Origin of the sequence: Pseudomonas sp. IT-P260 (assembly GCF_949768395.1) — a bacterium.
Lineage (GTDB): Bacteria > Pseudomonadota > Gammaproteobacteria > Pseudomonadales > Pseudomonadaceae > Aquipseudomonas > Aquipseudomonas parakoreensis.
The window spans coordinates 583454-600680 of record NZ_CATKPO010000022.1; the positions used below are offsets into that span (position 1 = coordinate 583454).

The window sequence follows — 17227 nt, forward strand, 5'->3', positions numbered from 1 at the left end:
GCGAATAGGCCCTCAAACTCAGCCATCAAGCCCGGGCAGCACGCACCTCTTCCTGCACCACCTCATCCCTGCGAACAAACCGGTTAGCCCGCCCAAACGTGCCGAAATCATTGAACCGCACGCCCATCTCACGCATCACCCTATGCGCCACCGGTACGGTCATCTGCCGGATGTAAAACGGTTCCTTCACCACAAAATGGTGAATCCCGTGGCTGCTGCCGAAGTTGAAGCAGAACGCCTGCAACGGCCACAACCACCACGGGTTCAACACCTGGCATTGCTGCAGCACGTTGCCCGCCTCGATGTCGCCGTAGTAATGCATGTTCGAGCTGATGAAGTGCAGGCAAAAGGTGCGAAGCACGTTCGGACCGATGATCACCACTGCCGCGATATCGATCACCTGCATCACCGACAGCGTGGTCGCCGACCATTCAATCGGCGAACCCATGAGGTAGGCGATGCCATTCGCCGCATGGAAGCCGAGAAACACGTACCACGCGCCCCAATGCACCAGCGCCAGCGGCGCGTAAACCTTCAGTGTACGTTTGATGATGTTGATTTTGTGCGCCCAAGTCCTGGCCCGCAGCATGCGGATGAACGCCGACATGACGTTGTCGCCGACCATCAGCAGCCGCGCAAAACCCCACGGTTCGCCGTTGGTGATTGCGCGCTCTTCCATATCGGTTTCGGTACCGGAAACCTTGTGGTGATTGAGGTGCAGATGGCGACGGATCCACGGATTGATCGTACTCGGCCGCGCCAGCCACACCAGGCCCATCATCAGGTTGTGCGGCACGCGCTGCTTGCGGAAATACATGCTGTGGATCAGGTCGTGCTCCAGCTCGTGGGTCAGGGAGGCGAAAAACGCGTTGAGCAACAGGCATATCCACCACGCCATGTGGCCAGTGATGTACAGCGCCGCCGAGCCGATCATCCCGGCCAGGGCGAAGGCCAGAATGCCGGCACCGAGGGCGTCCTGATGCTGCAGGATCGGGTAACGCTCGCGCAGTTCGACGCCCTTGGCCAGCACCACTTCGCGAATATGCGCTGATCGCTGGGCAGCATTGTGTCGCTGGGGACTTGCAGAAGTACGGTCCATGCTTCCATCCTCTGTTTATTGATGCTCGCATCCTGCCTTGCGAACGTTTTATCGATGGTAGCCGTGAACGCCAACCTGTTGACCGGAAGCGCCAATCAGCATGAAGGAACCGACCTCGCTCGCCAGCTGGACCCGTGCCTTGCGCAAGCAACTCGATGCGCTGGGGCTGGACAGTCTCGGCCTGTGCCAACAGGCCGGACTCGATCCGCAGTTGATGGATGACCCGAACGCGCGTTATCCGTTGTCCGGCACCACGCGCCTGTGGCAACTGGCGGTGCAGTTCAGCGGGGATCCGGCGATCGGTCTGCGAGTGTCGCGGTTCGTCAGCCCGACCACGTTCCATGCGCTCGGTTATGCGCTGGTGGCCAGCGGCAGCCTGCGTGAGGTGTTCGAGCGCATCGTGCGTTATCACCCGGTGGTCAGCGATGCGCTGGAACTGGAGCTGAGCCGCAGCGACGACCGTTATCTGTTTCGTCTGAAAATTCCGTCAGGCAATCCGGCGCCGGCCTTCGAAGCCATCGACGCGTTTGCCGCGATCTACGTGCGCACCTGCCGCAATCGCCTCGGTCGCGATTACGCGCCGCTGGCGGTGTACCTGCGCCGACCGGAACCCTCCGATGCACATCAGTGGCACAAAGTGTTCCGCGCTCCGGTGCATTTCTCCTGCGCCGAAGATCGCCTGGAGTTCGCCCTCGCCGACTTCGACAGCCACCTCGACGACGCCAACCCGGAACTGGCCGAACACAACGAAGCGGTGCTCAAGCGCACCCTGGCCCAGCTCCAACCGCTGACCTGGGAGCGCAAGGTGCGCGACGCCATCGAAGAACAACTGCCCGAAGGCGAACCCAGCGCCGAACGCATCGCCCAGGCCTTGCACCTGAGCCTGCGCAGCCTGCAACGGCATCTGGCGGACGAGGGCTGTCGCTTCGACACGCTGCTCAACGAAAGCCGCGAAAACCTCGCGCTGCTGCACCTGCGCGATCCGCAGTGCTCGTTGAGTGAAGTCAGTTACCTGCTGGGGTTTGCCGACACCAGCAGCTTCAGCCGCGCGTTCAAGCGCTGGACGGGAATGACGCCGGGGCAGTTTCGCGACGGGTTGCGCTGACTGATCCCAGGGTTGGGTCGTCAGTTCCGACGTCTTCGCGAGCAGGCTCGCTCCCACATTTGGAATGCGTTTCACATGTGGGAGCGAGCCTGCTCGCGAAGGCGTCCTTCAATTCACCACAAAACCCAGCCCAAATACCGTGCCCTCCGCATCACTGCTCACCCGCACCCGCCCGCCATGCAACTGCATGATCGACTGCACAATCGCCAGCCCCAGCCCACCCGAATCTCCAGGCTGCGCCCGTGAAGGGTCGACGCGATAGAAGCGGTCGAACAGTTTGCCCAGATGTTCTGGCGCAATCACCGGGCCGTGGTTGTGTACCTGTAACCAACACACACCCGCCTCATCACGGCAGCGCAGGCTGATCAGCGTGCCTTCATCGGCGTGGCGCACCGCGTTGGCCAACAAATTACCCAGGGCGCGTTGCAGCAGTTGCTGGTCGGCCAACAGTTCGCCGTGCAGCTGGTTTTCCAGGCGCAACTGGCGATCATCGGCCAGGGCTTCGAAGTAATCGCACAGCTCGCTGCCGAGGCTGTGCAGATCCAGTGTTTGCAAGTCGAGTGCGCGCTCCGCCTGTTCGGCGCGGGCGAGGAACATCAGGTTTTCGGCCATGCGCTTGAGGCGTTCGAATTCTTCCATGTTCGAGGCCAGCAGCTCCTGATACTCCGCCGTGCTGCGCGGATGGTTCAGCGCCTGACCGTTGCTGGCGAGCAAGGTGTGCAACGGCGTGCGGATCTCATGGGCCAGATCGGCCGAAAACTGCGACAGCCGCTGCACACTGTCGTCCAGCCGCGCGAGCATGCCGTTGAGCGCCTGCACCGGTTCGAGCAGTTCGGCGGGGGTGCCGCTGGCGGGCAGACGCTGATCGAGGCTGCGCAGATCGATGCCGCGCACCGCAGCGCTTAACTGGCGCAACGGTTGCAGGCCACGGCGCAGCAGCACCAGCCCCAGCGCGAACGCCAGCAACGCACCGAGCCCGACGGCCAGGTACAGGCGCAAGCGATAACTGGCGAGCATCTGTTCCCGTTCAGTGAGCACCTTGCCGGCGATCACCGTCAGCGGCTCGCCGTTCGGGCCTTGGGCGTCACCGGACAACAGCGCCAGCTCGGCGCCGTCCGGCGCCTGCCAGGTCAGCACATCGCGACGCTGCGGTGTTTGCTCGCGCGCGATTGCGCTCAACGTCGGCAGCTCGCGCTGGCGCGGGTTGATCGCGATCACGTTCGAGCCATCGGCGCGCCGCACCAGCAACAGGCTGTCGAGGTTACCGAGCATGTTCTGATAGAGACGTGGGCGCGCCTGTAAAGCGCCGAGGCTGTCGCTGTCGGCGAGCAAGGCGCGCACTTGCTCCAGGCGGCCAAGCAACGCCAGATCATCCCGATAGGCGATCTCAGAGGCGAGCGAGCGGTAGAGAAACACGCCAATCGCACTCAACACCAACGCGCAGACCACGGCGAACGCCAGCGCCAGACGCCAGGCGATCGACCTAGACCGCATCGTCGGGCGCCTCCAGCTGATAGCCGACGCCACGCACGGTGTGGATCAGTTTCGGCATGTACGGGTCATCGACTTTCGCCCGCAGGCGGCGCACCGCGACTTCGACCATGTTGGTGTCGCTGTCGAAATTGAGGTTCCACACCTGCGAGGCGATCAGCGTGCGTGACAACACTTCGCCCTGACGGCTGGCGAGCAGTTGCAGCAGGGCGAATTCCTTGTTGGTCAGGGCAATGCGCTGGCCGCCGCGACTGACTCGACGCCGCAGCACGTCGATTTCCAGATCGGCGATGCTGTAGGACTCGGCCTCCCGCAATGGCCCACGCCGCAGCAGCGTACGCACCCGCGCGAGCAATTCGGCGAAGGCGAAAGGCTTGAGCAGATAGTCGTCGGCGCCGAGTTCGAGGCCGCGTACGCGGTCTTCGATGGCATCCTTGGCGGTCAGGAAGAGCACCGGGGTGGCGCCGCGCTGGCGGATCAGTTGCAGCAGTTGCCAGCCATTGAGGCCCGGCAGCATCACATCGAGGATGATCAGGTCGTAGGCCTGCTGCTCGATGAAATAGCGCCCATCGAGACCATTGAGCGCCACGTCCACGGCAAAACCCGACTCGCCCAGGCCCTTGGCCAGGAAATTCGCGGTTTTGGCTTCATCTTCTACGACCAGCAAACGCATGGCACACCTCGATTGATCAGGCACACAGGCTAGGCGCCTTCGGCCCGATTGCCCATTACAAACTTGTAATCCGACTGACGGGGTTCTGACGAAGACCGGCGATTAAGGTGACGACCTTAGCTTTTGGAGCCTGTCCATGACCGTCAAATACCTTGCAGCCAGCCTCGCCCTCGGCCTCAGCGCCAGCGTTTTCGCCGCCCCTGAACTGCCGCGTCACGCTGACCTCGACCTGAACACCGCACGCCTGCTGGCCGACACAGCACTGAGTCATTGCACCGCGACGGTATCGGTGCTCGACCGTGGCGGCAACGTGCTGGTGACCCTGCGCGGCGACGGCATCGGCCCGCACAACACCGCGGCCAGCCAGCGCAAGGCCTACACCGCGCTGTCGACGAAAACCCCGACCCGGCTGTTCGCCGAGCGCGCCCGCAGCAACCCGGAAACCGCCAATCTCAACACTCTCGATGAGCTGCTGTTGCTCGGCGGCGGGATCCCGTTGTTCGCCGGCAATGAGTTGGTCGGCGCCATGGGCGTGGCCGGCTCCGGCGGCGGCGAGCAGGACGAAAACTGTGCGATCAAGGCCGCCGAAAACGCCGGCCTGACCTTCACCCGTTCCCAATAAGGAGACTGACCATGACTACCCTGCGCATGACCTTCGCCGCACTCGGCCTGAGCACCCTATCCAGCCTTGCGTTGGCCACCGGCAATCCACTGAGCGTGCACGTGCTCAACCTGGAAAACGGCCTGCCCTCGCCGGGCGTCAATGTGACGCTGGAAAAACATGTTGGCCAGAACTGGCAACCGCTGGCTCAGGGCACCACCAACGAACAGGGACGCATCGCCGAACTGTTTCCGGCCAAACAGCCTTTCGAAGCGGGCGAATACCGGGTGGTGTTCAAGACCGGCGAGTATTTCGAAAAGAACAAGCGCGAGACGTTTTTCCCGGAGATCCCGGTGATATTCCAGGTGAAGCAGACTGACCAGCACTACCACATCCCGCTGCTGCTCAGCCCCTACGGTTTCTCGACCTATCGCGGCTCCTGAATCAACACAGATCAAAAAATGTGGGAGCGAGCCTGCTCGCGAAGGCGTAGGTTCAGTCAACATCACCGTTGAATGACCCACCGCTTTCGCGAGCAGGCTCGCTCCCACAGGGGATCTCAGGTGCCCGTCAAATTGTGGCCAGCGCGCGCAAACGCTCGGCATCGAGAATCTCGATCTCGCCATACCTCAGCCCGATTATCCCCTGCCCCTGCAGATCCTTGAGGATCTGGTTGGTGGTCTGGCGTGAGAGCGACAGCATCGACGCCAACTGCTCTTGCGGCAGTTGCAGGACCCGGCGTGGCGCATCGATTTCACCGTAGCCTTCAGCGATCATCAACAAGCGATGGGCCAGACGTGCCGGAGCCGGCAGCAGGCTCAATTGTTCGAGATTGATGAAGGTCAGACGCAGTTTGTGGCTCATCAGCAATGCCAGATGGCGCCAGTACACCGGTTGTTCATCGAGGATTTTCAGCAGTGTGGCCTGCGGGATATTCAGCAGCGTGCACGGCCCGACCGCATACGCATCGTGAGTGCGCGGCTGGCCATCGAACAGGCAGATTTCGCCGAACCAGTGCGGCGCCTCCACCAGGCTCAGCAACGCCTCCTTGCCCTGCTCGCTCACCGCGCCGATGCGGATCGCGCCATCGAGCACCGCGTACAAGCCGCAGGGCGGATCACCGCGCTGGAACAAGCGTTGCCCCGCCGCCAGCCGCCGCTCCCGGGCCGCCGTCAGCAGACTATCCTGAAAGGATGTCGGCAGATGACTGAACCATTGCCCGGTCAGCAGCCGTGAACGCTTATCCATGAACACTCCCAATTGTCGCCTGCCTGACAGAGCGAACACCGAACCCGAGGCATGCTGCACGCACCCTACAGGAGGAACAACAATGAAAAGCCTCGTCGACCATCTCAGTCAATACGCCGCCTACCACCGCGACCCGCGCAACATCGCCAGCCACTTTATCGGCATTCCGCTGATCGTGGTGGCGGTGGCGGTGTTGTTGTCGCGACCAGAATGGTCACTGGGCGGCTTGTGGATCTCTCCGGCGGTGCTCTTGGCGCTGGCCTCGGCATGGTTTTATCTGCGCCTGGAAGTGAAACTCGGCGTGTTGATGACGGTGCTGATGGGCCTGTCGGTCTGGGCCGGACATGCATTGGCGCAGCAGAGCACGATGGTCTGGCTCAGCAGCGGGCTGGCGATGTTTGTGATTGGCTGGGTGATCCAGTTTGTCGGGCACCACTACGAGGGGCGCAAACCGGCGTTTGTCGATGATGTCAGCGGGTTGATTGTCGGGCCGCTGTTTGTCGTGGCCGAAGTGGCGTTCCTGCTGGGAATGCGCCATGAGTTGAAAGCGCAGATCGAGGCGCGGGCGGGGGTGGTGCGGGTCAATCCGAATCGCGCAGCTGTGTAGACCGCTTTCGCGAGCAGGCTCGCTCCCACATCTGGAATGTATTTCCCTGTGGGAGCGAGCCTGCTCGCGAAGCATTTGATCTTAAAGATTGGCGACTTTCTGCCAGACCTTCGGCTTGAAGAACAGGGTTTCACCCTTGGCCAGTCCGATCAGGCTGTCGTGATCCTTCACCACTTCAGCCTCGATCAGGTCCGTCTGCCCTTCCACCTTCAGCGTCACCCGCGTGGTCGCGCCCAGCGGCCGGATATCGCGTACCTCGGCGGCGTGGTGATCTTCCAGCTCATGTTTGGACAACGACACTTCGTGCGGCCGGAACAGCACATGGTTGTCGTCGCTGAGCAGCAAGCGGTTGGAGTCGCCGAGGAAGTGATAAACGAAGTCGCTGGCCGGGTTTTCGTAGACGTCACCCGGTGAGCCGATCTGTTCGATCACGCCTTTGTTCATCACCACGATGCGATCGGCGACTTCCATCGCTTCTTCCTGGTCGTGGGTCACAAATACCGAAGTCAGGTTGATGTCTTCGTGCAGGCGCGCCAGCCAGCGACGCAGCTCTTTGCGCACCTTGGCGTCGAGGGCGCCGAACGGTTCGTCGAGCAGCAGCACTTTCGGTTCCACCGCCAACGCGCGCGCCAAAGCGATACGCTGACGCTGGCCGCCGGACAGTTGCTCCGGGTAGCGATCGGCCAACCAGTCCAGCTGTACCATGTTCAGCAGTTCGTGGACCTTGGTCGCGATCTGGCTTTCGCTCGGGCGCTGGTTTTTCGCTTTCATGCGCAGGCCGAACGCGACGTTGTCGAACACCGTCATGTGCCGGAACAGCGCGTAGTGCTGGAACACGAAACCGACGTTGCGATCACGCACGTCGTGGCCGGAGACGTCTTCGCCGTGAAAGACGATGTTGCCCTGATCCGGGGTTTCCAGACCGGCGATGATCCGCAGCAGCGTGGTCTTGCCGCAGCCGGACGGGCCGAGCAGCGCCACCAGTTCACCGCTCTGAATGTCCAGGCTGATGTTGTCCAGCGCCTTGAACGCATTGAAATTCTTGCTGACGTTACGCACTTCGATCGACATGAATTATTCCTCCGCGGCGCTGGCGCGCAGGCGGTTGATACGGTTTTCGCTCCACTGCTTGAGCAGCAGGATGAAGAGCGCCAGGATCAGCAACAGGCTCGCCACGGCGAACGCGGCTACGTGGTTGTATTCGTTGTAGAGGATCTCGACGTGCAGCGGCAAGGTGTTGGTCACCCCGCGAATGTGCCCGGAAACCACCGACACCGCACCGAACTCACCCATGGCGCGCGCAGTACACAGCACCACGCCATAGATCAGGCCCCATTTGATGTTGGGGACGGTGACGTGCCAGAACATCTGCCAACCATTGGCGCCAAGCAGCCGCGCGGCCTCCTCTTCCTGCGTGCCCTGCTCCTGCATCAGCGGAATCAGCTCACGGGCCACAAACGGCACGGTGACGAAGATCGTCGCCAGCACGATGCCCGGCAGGGCGAAGACGATCTGGATGTCGTGATCCTGCAGCCACGGCCCGAACAGGCCCTGAGCGCCGAACATCAGCACGTAGACCAGACCGGCGATCACCGGCGACACCGAGAACGGCAGGTCGATCAGCGTCACCAGCATGCTCTTGCCACGGAACGAATACTTGCTCACGCACCACGCGGCACTGACCCCGAACACCAGGTTCAGCGGCACCGAAATCAGCACGGCGATCACCGTGAGTTTCAGCGCCGACAAAGCGTCCGGTTCAAAGATCGCGGTGAAGAATGCGCCGAGGCCGTTCTTCAAACCCTGCGACACCACGATGAACAGCGGCAATACCAGAAACAGGAAAAAGATCAGCCAGCCAAGGCCGATCAGGATTCTGCGCGAAGTGGCACTGCCACGCCGCGCAGCGTTGGCCGAGGACGCGGCCGCAATAGACGATTGGGACATGGTTCGCGCCTCCTTATGGGGTTTCGATGCGCCGCTGCAACAGGTTGATCAGCAGCAACAGGACGAAGGAAACCACCAGCATCAGCACGCCGATGGACGTGGCGCCGGTGTAATCGTACTGGTCGAGTTTGACCATGATCAGCAGCGGCAGGATCTCGGTTTTCATCGGCATGTTGCCGGCGATGAAAATCACCGAACCGTATTCGCCGACACCCCGGGCGAAGGCCAGGGCAAAGCCGGTCAGCCAGGCGGGCAACAGCGCTGGCAGGAGGATATGGCGGAACACCTGCAACGGTTTCGCGCCAAGGCAAGCGGCGGCTTCTTCGACTTCACGGGGAATGTCAGCCAGCACCGGTTGCACCGTGCGCACCACGAACGGCAGCGTGACGAAAGTCAGCGCCAGGGTAATACCCAACGGGGTGTAGGCGATCTTGAACCCGAGGTCGGCGGCGAACTGTCCGACCAGACCGGTCGGGGTGTACAGCGCGGTCAGGGCGATACCGGCCACCGCCGTCGGCAGGGCGAACGGCAGGTCGATCATCGCGTCGATGACCTTGCGCCCCGGGAAGGTGTAGCGCACCAGCACCCAGGCCAGCAGCGTGCCGATGATGCCGTTGATGATCGCGGCACACAGCGCGGTGCCGAAGCTCAGCTTCAGAGCAGCCAGCACGCGCGGTGCGGAGATGATCGTCCAGAACTGATCCCAGGTGAGTTGGGCGGCGTGGACGAACATCGCCGCCAGCGGGATAAGCACAATCAGGCTGAGGTACACCAAGGTGTAACCCAGCGTCAGCCCGAAGCCGGGTATGACGGGGGAGATACGACGCGACATAAAAGTCCTTGGTTAAAAACGCATCAATGTGGGAGCGAGCCTGCTCGCGAAGAGGGAGTATCAGTCAACATCCTTGTCGCCTGAAATACCGCCTTCGCGAGCAGGCTCGCTCCCACATGTCATGTGCCCAAACATCAGGCTGGTTAAGGTTGAGATTACTGCGCCTGATAGATCTGGTCGAACACGCCACCGTCGTTGAAGAACTTCGGTTGTGCGGATTTCCAGCCGCCGAAGTCCTTGTCGATGGTCACCAGTTCCAGTTTCGGGAACTGCTGGGCGTACTTCGCCGCCACGTCCTTGTCGCGTGGACGGTAGAAGTTCTTCGCGGCGATCTCCTGACCGGCCGGGCTGTACAGGTGCTTCAAGTAAGCTTCGGCGATCTGCTCGTTGCCCTTTTTCTCGGCGTTCTTGTCGACCACCGCCACCGGTGGCTCAGCCAGAATCGACAGCGACGGCACGACGATGTCGAACTTGTCAGCGCCGCCGTCTTCTTTCAACGCCAGGAACGCTTCGTTTTCCCAGGCCAGCAACACGTCACCCTGACCGTTGTTGACGAAGGTGATGGTCGAGCCACGAGCGCCGGTGTCCAGCACAGGCACGTGCTTGAACAGAGTCTGCACGTACTCTTTGGCTTTTTCTTCGCTGCCGCCGTTGGCTTTCAGGCCATAGGCCCACGCGGCGAGGAAGTTCCAGCGCGCACCGCCGGAGGTTTTCGGGTTCGGGGTGATCACCGAAACGTCATTCTTGACCAAGTCGCCCCAGTCCTTGATGCCTTTCGGGTTGCCCTTGCGCACCAGGAACACGATGGTCGAGGTATACGGAGTGCTCGCCTCGGGCAGACGCTTCTGCCAGTCGGCCGGCAGGGTCTTGCCGAGCTTGGCGATTTCGTCGATGTCGCCGGCCAGTGCCAGGGTCACCACGTCGGCGCGCAAACCGTCGATCACCGCACGGCCCTGCTTGCCAGATCCGCCATGGGATTGCTGGATTTTCACGGTGTCGCCGGCGTGATCTTTCTGCCAGAACTTGATGAATTCGGCGTTGTAGTCCTGGTACAGCTCGCGCGTCGGGTCGTACGACACATTGAGCAATTCGTAATCCTTGGCAACTGCAGAACCGGCAAACACGGCGCTGGCCAGGGCGGCCAAAGCGTAACGGCGAATCGACGACATGGTGAAAGCTCCTGGAATTCTTGGTGGTGGCTTTTTCTTATGTATTTCGGAAATCGGGGTGCCGGTTCAAAGGTCGCAGCCTGCGGCAGCTCCTACACACTGCCCCCTGTAGGAGCTGCCGCAGGCTGCGATCTTTTGATCTTCAAATCAGCTCGGTTTGTTACCCGGCTGCTGCAGACGGAACTTCTCTTTGCGTTCGATCTGCACGACTTGGGCGTTGTGCACAGTGATCTCCACCGCGCCAAACCGCAGATCGCGCAGGGCGCTCTGGATTTCCCGCAAGATGGTGCTTTCGTCCTGACCGTCAACGCTGCGAAGGGATGCGCTCATGGTGCTGCTCCTTTGAATGGGATATGCCTGGCAGTGGGCGGCACTGCGTTCGGCGTGGGAGCAATATAAGAGAGGCGCAGATATTCTTAAAAAGACTATTTAAGAATGTTTATATAACTAGAAAACATTATCTGACGGACCAAGGGTTTGCGCGGTGTTCACTGAGTTTGAAGCCTGTATGAAACCCTGTGGCGAGGGGATTCATCCCCGATGGACTGCGTAGCAGTCCCTGTTTTTCAGGGCCGCTGCGCGACCCATCGGGGATAAATCCCCTCGCCACAGGTTTGGTGTCAGCCGAGCAGGACTGTTAACCGATAACAGGGGCTTTGGCCCAATCAATCTCCCCCGCCGGCACTGGCCGCCCAAACCAGTAGCCCTGTCCCAGGTCACAGGCCTGCTCCAGCAGAAACGCCGCCTGCTCGGCCTGCTCGATCCCCTCGGCGTGCACCTGCATGCCCATGCTCCGGGCCAGCGCGATGATCACCCGGACGATCGCGGCGTCGTCCTCGTCCCAGGGCAACCCGGCGACAAAACCCTGATCGATCTTGAGCTTCTGCACCGGCAGGCGCTTGAGCCGCAACAGTGATGAGTAGCCGGTACCGAAATCGTCAATGGCCAGGCGAATCCCCAGTTCACGCAAATGATGCATCTGCTCCAGCGCCACTTCCGGATCATCCATCACCGCGCTCTCGGTGACTTCCAGTTCCAGAAAGGCCGGATCCAGACCGGTCTCGTGCAGCACCTGCGCCACCTGCTGATACAGCTCACGCCGGGCGAACAACCGCGACGACACGTTCACCGCGACGAATGACAGCACGACCCCGGCCTGCTGCCATTGGCACATCTGCGAACACGCCTGGCGCATCACCCAGGCGTCGATTTCAGCAATCATCCCGGTGCGCTCGGCAATCGGAATGAATTCCGCCGGCGACACCAGCCCGCGCTGCGGATGCTGCCAACGCACCAGCGCTTCGACACCAATCAGGCGACTGCTGCGCAAATCGTGAACCGGCTGGTAGTAGACCCGCAGTTCCTGTTGTTCCAGCGCGCGGCGCAGCTCGAAAGCGATCTCGACCCGTTGCTGCGCATGGGCGGTCAGTTCTTCGGTGTACAACGCGTAACCATTGCGGCCGCTGCTCTTGGCCTTGAACAGCGCGGCGTCGGCATTGCGCAACAACTGATCGGCACTCAACGCGTCGCTGGGGAACAGGCTGATGCCGATGCTGGCGTTGATGAACAGCTCATGCCGGTCGATGCTAAACGGCTCCTTCAACGCATCGAGAATGCGCTGGGCCAGCGCCGCGGCTTGAACCAGTTGCGGACAACTCTCCGCCAGTACCGCGAATTCGTCACCACCTAGCCGCGCCAGGGTAATCCCGGGGCCGAACAGTTCCTGCAGGCGTGCCGCCACGGCTTTGAGCAGGCGATCACCGACATTATGGCCGAGGCTGTCGTTGATCATCTTGAAGTGGTCCAGATCGATCATCAGCAAGGCGCAGCCGCGCTTGTGGATCTGCGCCGACGCCAGCGCCTGCTCGGCGCGGTCGCTGAACAACAGGCGATTGGGCAAGTCGGTCAGCGGGTCGTGGTGGGCGAGGTGCTTGAGTTCGTGTTCAGAGTCCTTGATCGCACTGATGTCGGAAAACACCGCCACGTAGTGACTGAGGCGGCCCTGATCATCGTGAATCACGCGGATGGTCTGCCACTGCGGGTAAATCTCGCCGCTCTTGCGCCGGTTCCAGATCTCCCCGCTCCATTCGCCCTCGCTCTCCAGCGTGGCGAACATCGCCTGATAGAAGCCCGGCGGATGGTGACCGGACTTGAACAGGCTCGGCTGATGGCCGAGAACTTCCTCGTACTGATAGCCAGTGATTTCCATGAACGCACGGTTGACGTGCACGATCAGGCCCTCGCGGTTGGTCACCAGCACGCCCTCGCGGGTGCAGTCGAATACCGCAGCGGCCTGGCGCAGGCGTTCACGGTCGGCCTGCCGCTCGCGTAACCGCGCACCGATACCGAGAAATTCGCACAATCTGGCCCGTGCCAGGAAAATCAGGCCCGCGCTGATGGCAGCCCAGACGTAACCGTTGATCAGTTGCCATCGCTGCAGATCGACAGACTCATCAAAGAAACTGTTCAATAAGTAACCAGTGCCCTGCAGCCAGACAACAGCAAGCAACAGGTAAAGCAGCGCTGCACGCAGGGCATCGCGGTAAGTGGCAGGCATTCGGCTGTCCATGTCCCTACAAAAAAGGTTGGAATTATAGGTCAAGAAACATCCAGCGACTCTTATCTGAAAGGGCGACTGGTTTTATCTGTGTGCTTGGTGATAATGCAACGGCTGTTTTTATCTTTATCGAGGGCCCTATAGCCTATGTGGTACGAAGGTTTTCTTGGCTTGTCGGCCTGGTCACTGGTCGCGGTCACCCTGCTGATGACCCACGTGACAATTGTCGCCGTCACGGTCTATCTGCACCGTTACTCGGCCCATCGCTCGCTTGAGCTGAATGCCGGCCTGAAACACTTTTTCCGCTTCTGGCTGTGGCTGACCACGGCGCAGAACACCCGCGAGTGGACTGCCATCCACCGCAAACACCACGCCAAGTGCGAAACCGAAGATGACCCGCACAGCCCGGTGATCAAGGGTCTGTCCACCGTGCTGCGCAAAGGCGCCGAGCTGTATCGCGCCGAAGCCGAGAATCCGGAGACCCTGCGCATCTACGGCAAGAACTGCCCGGAAGACTGGATCGAGCGCAATCTCTACAGCCGCTATCCGCTGCTGGGTGTGGCGATCATGGGCGTCCTCGATCTGCTGCTGTTCGGCACCATCGGCATCACCATCTGGGCGATCCAGATGATGTGGATCCCGGTCTGGGCTGCCGGCGTGGTCAACGGTCTGGGCCATGCCATCGGCTACCGCAACTTCGAATGCCGCGACGCGGCGACCAATCTGGTGCCGTGGGGCATCCTGATCGGTGGTGAAGAACTGCACAACAACCATCACACCTACCCCAACTCGGCCAAGCTGTCGGTGAAGAAGTGGGAATTCGACCTCGGCTGGGCGTGGATCAAAGTCTTCAGCTTCTTCAGACTGGCCAAGGTCCAGCGTGTGGCGCCGATTGCCCACCGCGTCGAAGGCAAGGGCCATCTGGACATGGACACCGCCATGGCGATCCTCAACAACCGCTTCCAGATCATGGCCCAATACCGCAAATTGGTGATCGGCCCACTGGTCAAGCAGGAGCTGGACAAGGTCGATCATTCGGTACGCCATCAATTCCATCGGGCCAAACGCCTGCTGTCGCGGGAAACCAGCCTGCTGGAAGACCGTCATCACTTGCGCATCCAGAACATGCTCGAGCACAGCCAGGCGCTGAAGGTCATTTACGAAAAACGCCTGGCCCTGCAGCAGATCTGGGTCAAGACCAGCGCCAATGGCCACGACATGCTCGCCGCCATCAAGGAATGGGTGCACGAGGCCGAGGCCAGCGGCATCCAGTCCCTGCGTGAATTCGCCGACCAGCTGAAAACCTACTCGCTGCGCCCCGCCACAGCCTGACCGCCGAGAATGAATCCCCTGTGGTGAGGGGATTCATCCCCGATCGGTAGCGCAGCTACCGCAAATTTGTCGACGCGTTCTCATTGCTGAAACGCGTCATCTCTACCGCCCGGCGGGAGCAAGCTCCCTCGCCACAAAAGCGCGGAACTTAGCACCGAAAGCCCTATCTCAAAGACACTTCGCCATCCCGGCGGGCTGTACTGTGGCCGTTGTCGAAATCGCGGCACGCCCTTTGAGAAATGTGCCGATGGTCAACAACAATCAACAAGACTCATCCCTTGCGCAGTGGCCCGAAGCCGCGCAAACCCTGATGGCGCTGATGCACGCCCAAGGCGAAGTCGCCCGGCTGAGCGAGCGCGAACAACTGTTCAGTTCATTGCTGGTGAGCGTCAACGCGGTGCTCTGGGCGTTCAATTGGGAAACCCGTCAGGTGCTCTATGTCAGCCCTGCCTACGAGCGGATTTTCGGTCGTTCCGCAGGACTGTTGCTGGCTGACTACAACCAATGGCGCGACAGCATCTACCCCGACGACCTCGACTATGCCGAGCACAGCCTGGCCGAAGTGCTGCACAAAGGCGCGGTGGAAGACCGCGAATACCGGATAATCGCCGCCGACGGCCAGGTTCGCTGGCTCAGCGACAAGTGCTTCATCAACCGTCAGGACGAGCCCGGGCAACCGGTGATCATCGTCGGCATCGCCGAAGACATCACCGACAAAAAGCGCATGGAAACCGAACTGCATCGGCTGGCCACCACCGACGTACTGACCCAAAGCAGCAACCGTCGCCACTTCTTCGAATGCGCCAACCGCGAGTTCGACGACGCGCGCCTGCACGGTTCGCCACTGGCCTTCCTGCTGCTGGACATTGATGACTTCAAGCAGATCAACGACAGCCACGGCCACCCGGAAGGCGACAACGTGCTGCAACGCATCGCCGAATGCGGGCGCACCTCGTTACGTCGGGGCGATCTATTCGGGCGGATTGGCGGAGAAGAATTCGCGGCCGTGTTCCCCGGTTGTGCACCGGACATGGCGATGCAAGTGGCCGAGCGGCTGCAGCAGGAGATTCAGCGGATGGTCTTCAATATCGACGGCCAGACCTTCGGCATCACCGTCAGCCAGGGACTGACCAGCCTCAGGGACGATGACGAAAGCCTCGACAGCTTGTTCGCCCGGGCGGACGCGGCGATGTACGAGGCCAAACGGCAGGGCAAGAACCGGATCATTTCTGCCTGACCGCAAATTTCAGTCATCCGCAGATCCAGTGTGGGAGCATGCTTGCTCGCTCCCACAGGGTTTTGTGAAAAGTCAGGTTATTTACGCATCCGCATCAATTCCGGCAGCCCGATCTTCAGCAGCCGCGCCGTGCGACTCTTTGCCAGTTCCTCAACGCCCTCATGCTCGGTCAGGCGGGCCATTTGCGCCGCCATGTTCATCACCAGCGCCTCACGGGAATAAACCCCGCCTCCGAGCTGGTAGACCGACGCAATCAACTCGCGCAGCTCCAGCGGCAGGCGCCAGCGCGTGCGCAACGCCGAACCGTAAGCCGCGCCGAATTCCGCCAGCGCGTCACCGACTTCCTCCCATTCATCCAGCTCACCACCAGCCTGCTTCCACTCCTGTAAACAGCGCAACAACGCCAGATCGCCAAGGCGATGCAGCATGCCGGCGCAATAGCAGCGTTCCTGATCCAGGTCGAGCAGGCGCGCCAGGGTGCGGGCGTATTCGGCGGTGTGCAGCGACAGCCCCCAATAGCGCTCGGCGTAATCCGCCAGGCACGGGTCACTGAGTCTGGCGCTGCGCTTGAGCGCCAGGCCGAGAATCAGGTTCATGCTCTGCCCGGTGCCGAGGCGATGCAGCGCCTGCCCCAGAGTCTGTACCGCCGCGCCATGATGCTGCGCCGCGCTGTTGGCGGCGGCGATCAGCACGGCGGTAATCTGCGGATCGGTACGGATCTCTTCTTCCAGCAGTTTCAGGTCGAGGCCGTTGGGGTTGAGGCTGCGTTTGACCGCCACCTGCACATCGGTCATCAACGGCGCGCCATCGGCCTGCTCGCGGCGCCGCTCGAGGAACACCGACAAGGTCATGCCCGGCGCCAGCGTCGGCACCTCGCAGAACACCTCTTCACCCGCGTTCAGCAGCAAACCCTGCAGCCGCTCGGTCAGACTTTCCATGTTCAGCGGTTTGGTCAGATAGGCCGTCGGGGCCAACGGGATGGCTTCGCGCACGCTGGCGCTGTCGTTGCGACTGCTCATCAGAATGAACGGCAGCGGCGGATTGCGTTTGCGCTGGCGCACGCTGCGCAGCACGCTCAAGCCATCGATACCGGGCAACTCCCAATCGACAATGGCCAGGTCATAGGGCACGTCGGTGAGTAACGACAGCGCTTGCTGGCCGTCGGCACACAAGTCCAGCCGCGCATCGCAGCGCACGTTGAGCAACACTTGTTTAAGCAGGTCACGAGACCACGGATCGGCCTCGGCAATCAGCACTCGGGGTACGGCGGGTAAATCAACGGCGGTCATGCGCGCTCTCCCTTGCAATGCCTGAACCTTAGCCAATGCT

At 61.4% G+C, this 17227-nt stretch carries 17 protein-coding genes; 6 read left to right on the forward strand and 11 right to left on the reverse strand.

All coding sequences use genetic code 11. The annotated features are described in order from the left end of the window. Positions 1–25: 25 nt before the first annotated feature. A complete protein-coding gene (locus tag ACM6HV_RS13490; RefSeq protein ID WP_414904419.1) occupies positions 26–1099 on the reverse strand; it encodes a fatty acid desaturase in 1074 nt (357 codons plus the stop codon). Between the two features lie 100 nt (positions 1100–1199). Here ACM6HV_RS13490 and ACM6HV_RS13495 point away from each other — a divergent pair, with 100 nt between their 5' ends. Next, positions 1200–2204: an AraC family transcriptional regulator gene (locus ACM6HV_RS13495; protein WP_027611155.1), complete on the forward strand. Its 1005-nt coding sequence runs from the start codon at positions 1200–1202 to the stop codon at positions 2202–2204. A 108-nt stretch (positions 2205–2312) separates the two neighbouring features. On the opposite strand, the gene ACM6HV_RS13500 is transcribed toward ACM6HV_RS13495, so the two are convergent. Next, entirely contained in the window at positions 2313–3698 is a 1386-nt protein-coding gene (locus ACM6HV_RS13500) for a heavy metal sensor histidine kinase (protein ID WP_414904420.1), read from the reverse strand. After that, positions 3688–4368 (reverse strand): heavy metal response regulator transcription factor, encoded by a 681-nt coding sequence (locus tag ACM6HV_RS13505; RefSeq protein ID WP_047290769.1) that lies wholly within the window; start codon positions 4366–4368, stop codon positions 3688–3690. The genes ACM6HV_RS13500 and ACM6HV_RS13505 overlap by 11 nt, the downstream gene beginning before the upstream one ends. A 136-nt stretch (positions 4369–4504) precedes the next feature. Here ACM6HV_RS13505 and ACM6HV_RS13510 point away from each other — a divergent pair, with 136 nt between their 5' ends. Together ACM6HV_RS13510 and uraH are read left to right on the forward strand one after the other, a co-directional pair. Then, positions 4505–4990, forward strand: coding sequence for a GlcG/HbpS family heme-binding protein (locus ACM6HV_RS13510; RefSeq protein ID WP_414904421.1), 486 nt, complete (start codon positions 4505–4507; stop codon positions 4988–4990). An 11-nt stretch (positions 4991–5001) separates the two neighbouring features. Beyond that, on the forward strand, positions 5002–5412 hold the full coding sequence (gene uraH, locus ACM6HV_RS13515; RefSeq protein ID WP_414904422.1) for a hydroxyisourate hydrolase: 411 nt from the start codon (positions 5002–5004) through the stop codon (positions 5410–5412). A gap of 127 nt (positions 5413–5539) precedes the next feature. On the opposite strand, the gene ACM6HV_RS13520 is transcribed toward uraH, so the two are convergent. Then, on the reverse strand, positions 5540–6217 hold the full coding sequence (locus tag ACM6HV_RS13520) for a Crp/Fnr family transcriptional regulator (RefSeq protein WP_414904423.1): 678 nt from the start codon (positions 6215–6217) through the stop codon (positions 5540–5542). An 82-nt stretch (positions 6218–6299) separates the two neighbouring features. Here ACM6HV_RS13520 and ACM6HV_RS13525 point away from each other — a divergent pair, with 82 nt between their 5' ends. After that, positions 6300–6824, forward strand: coding sequence for a DUF962 domain-containing protein (locus tag ACM6HV_RS13525; RefSeq protein ID WP_414904424.1), 525 nt, complete (start codon positions 6300–6302; stop codon positions 6822–6824). A gap of 81 nt (positions 6825–6905) precedes the next feature. On the opposite strand, the gene ACM6HV_RS13530 is transcribed toward ACM6HV_RS13525, so the two are convergent. The 6 genes from ACM6HV_RS13530 to dibA all read right to left on the reverse strand — a co-directional run bounded on the left by ACM6HV_RS13530 (position 6906) and on the right by dibA (position 13329). Beyond that, positions 6906–7895: a sulfate/molybdate ABC transporter ATP-binding protein gene (locus ACM6HV_RS13530; RefSeq protein ID WP_414904425.1), complete on the reverse strand. Its 990-nt coding sequence runs from the start codon at positions 7893–7895 to the stop codon at positions 6906–6908. A 3-nt stretch (positions 7896–7898) separates the two neighbouring features. After that, positions 7899–8771: a sulfate ABC transporter permease subunit CysW gene (cysW, locus tag ACM6HV_RS13535; protein WP_007952817.1), complete on the reverse strand. Its 873-nt coding sequence runs from the start codon at positions 8769–8771 to the stop codon at positions 7899–7901. Between the two features lie 13 nt (positions 8772–8784). Continuing rightward, positions 8785–9603 carry a sulfate ABC transporter permease subunit CysT gene (cysT, locus tag ACM6HV_RS13540; RefSeq protein ID WP_007952818.1) on the reverse strand — a complete coding sequence of 273 codons (819 nt, stop codon included), beginning with the start codon at positions 9601–9603 and terminating at the stop codon, positions 8785–8787. Positions 9604–9758: 155 nt separating this feature from the next. Then, positions 9759–10772, reverse strand: coding sequence for a sulfate ABC transporter substrate-binding protein (locus tag ACM6HV_RS13545; RefSeq protein ID WP_108181331.1), 1014 nt, complete (start codon positions 10770–10772; stop codon positions 9759–9761). A 147-nt stretch (positions 10773–10919) separates the two neighbouring features. Continuing rightward, positions 10920–11102, reverse strand: coding sequence for a sulfur starvation response protein OscA (gene oscA / locus ACM6HV_RS13550; RefSeq protein ID WP_039772974.1), 183 nt, complete (start codon positions 11100–11102; stop codon positions 10920–10922). Between the two features lie 307 nt (positions 11103–11409). Then, complete coding sequence (gene dibA, locus ACM6HV_RS13555) at positions 11410–13329, reverse strand: phosphodiesterase DibA (protein WP_414904426.1); 1920 nt, start codon at positions 13327–13329, stop codon at positions 11410–11412. 147 nt (positions 13330–13476) lie between these two features. Between dibA and desA the strand changes: the two genes are divergently transcribed. Both desA and ACM6HV_RS13565 read left to right on the forward strand, forming a co-directional pair. Further along, on the forward strand, positions 13477–14661 hold the full coding sequence (desA, locus tag ACM6HV_RS13560) for a delta-9 fatty acid desaturase DesA (protein ID WP_108181329.1): 1185 nt from the start codon (positions 13477–13479) through the stop codon (positions 14659–14661). Positions 14662–14908: 247 nt separating this feature from the next. Next, on the forward strand, positions 14909–15898 hold the full coding sequence (locus tag ACM6HV_RS13565) for a GGDEF domain-containing protein (RefSeq protein WP_414904427.1): 990 nt from the start codon (positions 14909–14911) through the stop codon (positions 15896–15898). Between the two features lie 77 nt (positions 15899–15975). Here the strand turns inward: ACM6HV_RS13565 and ACM6HV_RS13570 are convergent, their stop codons facing one another. Continuing rightward, positions 15976–17187 (reverse strand): HDOD domain-containing protein, encoded by a 1212-nt coding sequence (locus ACM6HV_RS13570; protein ID WP_414904428.1) that lies wholly within the window; start codon positions 17185–17187, stop codon positions 15976–15978. Positions 17188–17227 lie beyond the last annotated feature (40 nt).